The organism is uncultured Paraglaciecola sp., assembly GCF_913058035.1.
Classification (GTDB): domain Bacteria; phylum Pseudomonadota; class Gammaproteobacteria; order Enterobacterales; family Alteromonadaceae; genus Paraglaciecola.
On sequence record NZ_CAJXPA010000267.1, the window covers coordinates 1 to 4,349 of the forward strand.

Below are 4,349 nucleotides of genomic sequence, written 5' to 3' on the forward strand. Positions count from 1 at the left end.
ATACTTATTGGTGTATTGAACGTATGGAAATAGTGAGTGAATATTTTCATCGATTCGAGTCACCATATCAGTCAAGTATCGCCTAATAAGTTTTCTAAAATGACTCGATTTGATTATAAACTTTAGGTTTTTTAGGAAAAACATCATTTAAATATCGATTATAAAAATATGTAAAACACCTAAAAACTTTTCCGCTGTTTTGATCACTGGCTTATGATGGAGTTTAGCTGGTTGTTCATCAACATTTTTGCAGACAACTCTTATTTATGTGCAGGTGAGAAGGGGGTGTATAATCGATGCGTTTAGTCGAGAATATGCAAGTAAAAGATGGACGTTGAGCGTTAATTATACCCTCTTGTGTTTACTTCGATTAAAATTTTATACGGGGAATATTTTCGACAATCAACTTTCTGAGTTACTATATAGCCAGTTGCAGCAATTTAATGACAGATTAACTGACTATAAGGTTTGTGATTAAGTCGAGTCCACTTCTGAAGGTTCGTTTTCTTTGTCCGGTGAGTCTAATGAATACGATGAATGCTAGAATTGTTGGTCTGTATAATAAAAGAGTGATAGCCAGTGCCAATACTTTTATACCGAAATTTATATTATATGAAAATTATCAATATTAGCCGCTAGCACAAATTAAAAAAAAAGTGTTTTAAGCACTATTTTTTTATTAAAACCATACTCTCTATATTTTTCCAATCAGCTTGCGCATTTAATATCTGGATACGTGCAGCTAGCCCTGTATTAAGGTGACTTTTGGTTCTAGTATTTGCTCATTTTTAATGTTTTTGTTTTTTTCAACACTCTTACTGCTCATCAAAGCATCGGCTACATTGTTTGGGATTAATCGCTGTGCAGACGCCACTACGACTTTTGATTTCATGCTGATCATGCGTGCATTAACCAGGTAACCATCTCGGTGTTTGACTAATGTGCCAGTAATAATGTAAATTATTTGTGAGACATTGCTCAATTCTTCAAAGTTTCGGCTTTGTGCAAAATCGCCTTCAGGTGTAACCAAAATATAATCCATAGTTTTAAAATCCAATACTGTTATATCGAACTTACGTATTTCGTGAATAAAGCTCTCTGCTATTTGGTTGCCTAATAAACTGGCTTTGTCATAAGGTTCGTCCAGAAAAACAAAACTGGCAACTGCCACAGGAGAAGTGGCATTAACATTTTGTAAATTACCTGCCATATCCTGCATGATCCCTCGGACATAATGGTTGATATTCCTGCTTTTGTGGCTGTCGGCATTGTATGGAGTTTCTGCCTCACCTGTTATATCAGTGTTTATTTTTGGTATATCTAAACGATGTTTGTAATGCTTCTCAAAACGTCTGCTGGCTTCCAATGGTGAGACGGTATTGACAAGTTTAGGATCTAATAAATAGTCTTGGTTATCTTCATTATCAAAAGTACTACAACCGCACAGTGTGAAACTTATTAATAAAGGCAGGTTAGATAGTTTCATATTTTTTCCTAGTATCCGTTTCGATATATTAAGTTATTTTTGATGGCAACCTTTGACGAACTCCACATGACATCATTTGGTACATAATCTGTTGCCGCTGCCAATACAATGTTTTCTGGAACTTTTATTAGTCTAATATTCATTATGGTGTTGTTTTCTTGCAGCGTGTAGGTGCCTGTTAAAAAATAGTCTGCACTAATCGTAGAGCTTAATTCACTTACTTGTCTGCTCAGCATTTTGTCGGCTTGTGCGCTTATTTTTATACTTGGCATCGTTTTAAATTCTATAACTTTTAAACCTGCCTGTGTGGCGAAGGTCATTAAACTTTCTTGAATCTGTAAGCTTAACGCTGTGTGGGAGGGCAAAGACTCGCCGCCAGAATGCATTGTCGGTAATATTGTGCCGACGGCGATAGTACTAGTATTGTCGTCAAATTGAGAGGTATTCAATAATTGCCTAACGAGGTTTTCTACATGTCTGTGTAGAGTGTTTGATGGATGTATGCTTGAGGCTTTCAGATGAGTTAAATTATTACTTTTATTCATCAGATCCGTTATCGCACAACCAGACAATAAAGCGCAAATTAGGATCATTAAATATAAAGTTCGCATGGAGTTGATATCTTTAGTTAAAGCTTTGTATTGCTATGAGCAATATAAATGCCAATAACAGCACTTGAATATGATTTTTATACTTGCAAAAATAAATTTTATAATACGTGTGCAAGGATGCTGAAAAATATCAACTTGATCAAAGACTTTAATAAATATCTGACGAAATATTTTGGTTACTTATCCCCTCTTATTAGTGACTACATTATTTGGAAAATTTATGAAACTAATGGATCTGTATATTCCTTTGCACAATTTGCTGGATAAAAGCTTAGCTTTTAATGGGACTGGGCCTTTGCTACTCAGACTTTTTTTGGCACCTATCATGATCCAAGGTGGTTGGACTAAATATCAGAGTTTTGAAGGCATAGTAGATTGGTTTGGCAACGCTGATTATGGTTTAGATTTACCCTTTCCTTTTGTCCTAGCATTTCTTGCTACCGCAGCTGAATTAGTTGGCGGAATATTTTTGCTAATTGGTCTAGCCACACGCTGGGTAAGTATTCCTTTGATGTTGACTATGTTGGTGGCTGCATTCGCAGTGCACTGGCCAAACGGTTGGGCAGCGATTGCAGATGCCGGTAGTTGGATGTCAGACGGCACCATTATGCTGAACAAATCTGTAATGGATACACCAGATAAATTAGCCGCTGCCAAAGGTATTCTTCAAGAAAATAGTAATTATGAGTGGATTACATCAAGTGGAAAATTGGTGGTGCTTAACAACGGTATCGAGTTTGCCATCACTTATTTCATCATGCTACTTTCTTTATTCTTCACTGGCGGTGGCAAGTTTACCAGTCTTGATTATTTTTTAGCGAAGAGATATATCGCGAAGATATAAAAAAATAACGGCACTCAGTCGCCTTTTTGATTACGATAGATGTATTCTAAATATTTAAGGATACTTGATGCAGGCGCTAGATTTATTACTTAACCGTAGTTCTCAACCTCGATTACAAGCTCCGGCCCCTGAAGGGCAAGCTCTAGAAAATATCAAACAAGCGGCTTTACGTGCCCCAGATCATGCATGTCTTACACCATGGAAATTTGTTGTATGCCAAAACCTGGGGTTAGTCCGTTTAGGTGAAATTTTTCAACAAGCTGCCATTGCAGCTAATAAAAGTGAAAAAGAAGTTAAACGTGCACCTCAATTACCCTTACGTGCGCCAATGGTGATGGTGGCAATAGCCAAATACACTGAAAATGACAAGGTGCCATGGATAGAACAAGTTGCTTCTGCATCCTGCGCTTTACACGCCATGCAGATGGCCGCAGTGGCTCAAGGTTTTGCTGGAGTGTGGCGAACGGGGAGTTTTGCAAAAGATCCTACTGTCAAACAGGCTTTTGATTTATCAGAGCAAGACGAAATAGTTGGTTTCCTTTACTTAGGCTCTTCACCTATAAAATCTTTGCCTAAACCCAAAAGAGAAAGTGCTGAATATTTCGAAAATTGGGATTAATAATTTAAAAATTTTTGGTGCTATTCTATAGCGAATAGCCAAACAAAAACAACACATCTGGACAACAAATAACACATGTCAAAGTATGTCGATCATCGGTCGATGTACTGAATAAATAAACACATTTAGGCTGTTAAATAAACAAAAAATAAGCCACTACAGGCCTAAAGTATCTAGTTAAAACTCAACATCGTAAAATTTTTATTTCTTTTTTGTCTCTATGTAAATGTCTATTTTGTTTATTAGCTTTTAGTGATCTTACCGTGCATTGAGCCATTAGTTTATTACATTGGACTGACAAAGGCTAAAACACGTATTTAACTCAAAGCTAATCTTACTTGGTTTCTGCCTGCATTTTTAGCTGCATAAAGTGCCTTATCAGCTCTTTCAATAATATTTGTTAGACCGTCATTAGGCCGTTTTTGTGCTACACCAAAAGAAGCCGTGACAGGAGGCATTTTCTCACCAGTGCGTTTATTACTAAAAGGTATCGCTGCTAGTTTTATTCTAATGTTTTCAGCAAAAGCTTGCCCTTGTTCTAGTTTAAAACTAGGGCATAAAAGTGCAAATTCTTCTCCACCTAGTCTCACGGGCAGAATATGTTTGGAACATTCTTTTTTCAACAATTTACCGATGTATTTAAGTATTTGATCTCCGACTAAGTGCCCATGCGTATCATTAAATGTTTTGAATTTATCAACATCCATCATGATCAAAGTAATGTTGTTCTGGTTGTTTTTATTATCGACAAACTTATTATAAATCACTTCAAAGACACGCCTATTGTAG

At 36.4% G+C, this 4,349-nt stretch carries 5 protein-coding genes; 2 read left to right on the forward strand and 3 right to left on the reverse strand.

Annotated elements, in window-relative coordinates:
* Nucleotides 1-742: 742 nt before the first annotated feature.
* Nucleotides 743-1,486, reverse strand: coding sequence for a FlgO family outer membrane protein (locus QZ562_RS19920; RefSeq protein ID WP_293764197.1), 744 nt, complete (start codon nucleotides 1,484-1,486; stop codon nucleotides 743-745).
* Nucleotides 1,487-1,494: 8 nt separating this feature from the next.
* Entirely contained in the window at nucleotides 1,495-2,097 is a 603-nt protein-coding gene (locus tag QZ562_RS19925; RefSeq protein WP_293764199.1) for a FlgO family outer membrane protein, read from the reverse strand.
* Nucleotides 2,098-2,317: 220 nt separating this feature from the next.
* On the opposite strand from QZ562_RS19925, the gene QZ562_RS19930 reads away from it, so the two are divergent.
* Both QZ562_RS19930 and QZ562_RS19935 read left to right on the forward strand, forming a co-directional pair.
* Nucleotides 2,318-2,941 carry a DoxX family protein gene (locus tag QZ562_RS19930; RefSeq protein ID WP_293764201.1) on the forward strand — a complete coding sequence of 208 codons (624 nt, stop codon included), beginning with the start codon at nucleotides 2,318-2,320 and terminating at the stop codon, nucleotides 2,939-2,941.
* A gap of 67 nt (nucleotides 2,942-3,008) precedes the next feature.
* Complete coding sequence (locus QZ562_RS19935) at nucleotides 3,009-3,560, forward strand: NAD(P)H nitroreductase (RefSeq protein WP_293764204.1); 552 nt, start codon at nucleotides 3,009-3,011, stop codon at nucleotides 3,558-3,560.
* 317 nt (nucleotides 3,561-3,877) lie between these two features.
* Here the strand turns inward: QZ562_RS19935 and QZ562_RS19940 are convergent.
* The coding region (locus tag QZ562_RS19940) for a GGDEF domain-containing protein (protein ID WP_293764206.1) at nucleotides 3,878-4,349 on the reverse strand (472 nt) is incomplete at its 5' end.